General features: G+C 56.4%; 1 protein-coding gene and 1 pseudogene. Both read left to right on the forward strand.

Annotated features, from left to right (window positions below):
- Positions 1 to 135: pseudogene (locus GEAM_RS23510) on the forward strand (SelA-like pyridoxal phosphate-dependent enzyme); the annotation flags it as partial.
- Positions 132 to 303, forward strand: a 172-nt coding sequence (locus GEAM_RS22275) for a KDGP aldolase (RefSeq protein ID WP_034796320.1), incomplete at its 3' end; no start/stop codon positions are given. The pseudogene GEAM_RS23510 and the gene GEAM_RS22275, both read left to right, overlap by 4 nt.

Below are 303 nucleotides of genomic sequence, written 5' to 3' on the forward strand. Positions count from 1 at the left end.
GATATCGCGGTGTACTTCCGTGGTTACCGCGCCAACGAAGGCAAGATTGAAGTCGACGTGCGCAGCGTGACCCCGCCGCAGTTAGCCATCGTCGCCGAACGTTTCAAACAAATTTTTGATGGAGCAAAAGCATGAACCTGACCCCGAACTTCTATCGCGATCGCGTGTGTCTGAACGTGCTGGCTGGCTCCAAAGACAATGCCCGCGACATCTACGACGCGGCGCAGGGCCACGTGCTGGTTGGCGTGCTGTCCAAGAACTATGCCGATGTGCCTTCTGCCGTAGCGGATATGAAAGAGTACG

It is taken from the genome of Ewingella americana ATCC 33852 (assembly GCF_000735345.1).
Taxonomy (GTDB): domain Bacteria; phylum Pseudomonadota; class Gammaproteobacteria; order Enterobacterales; family Enterobacteriaceae; genus Ewingella; species Ewingella americana.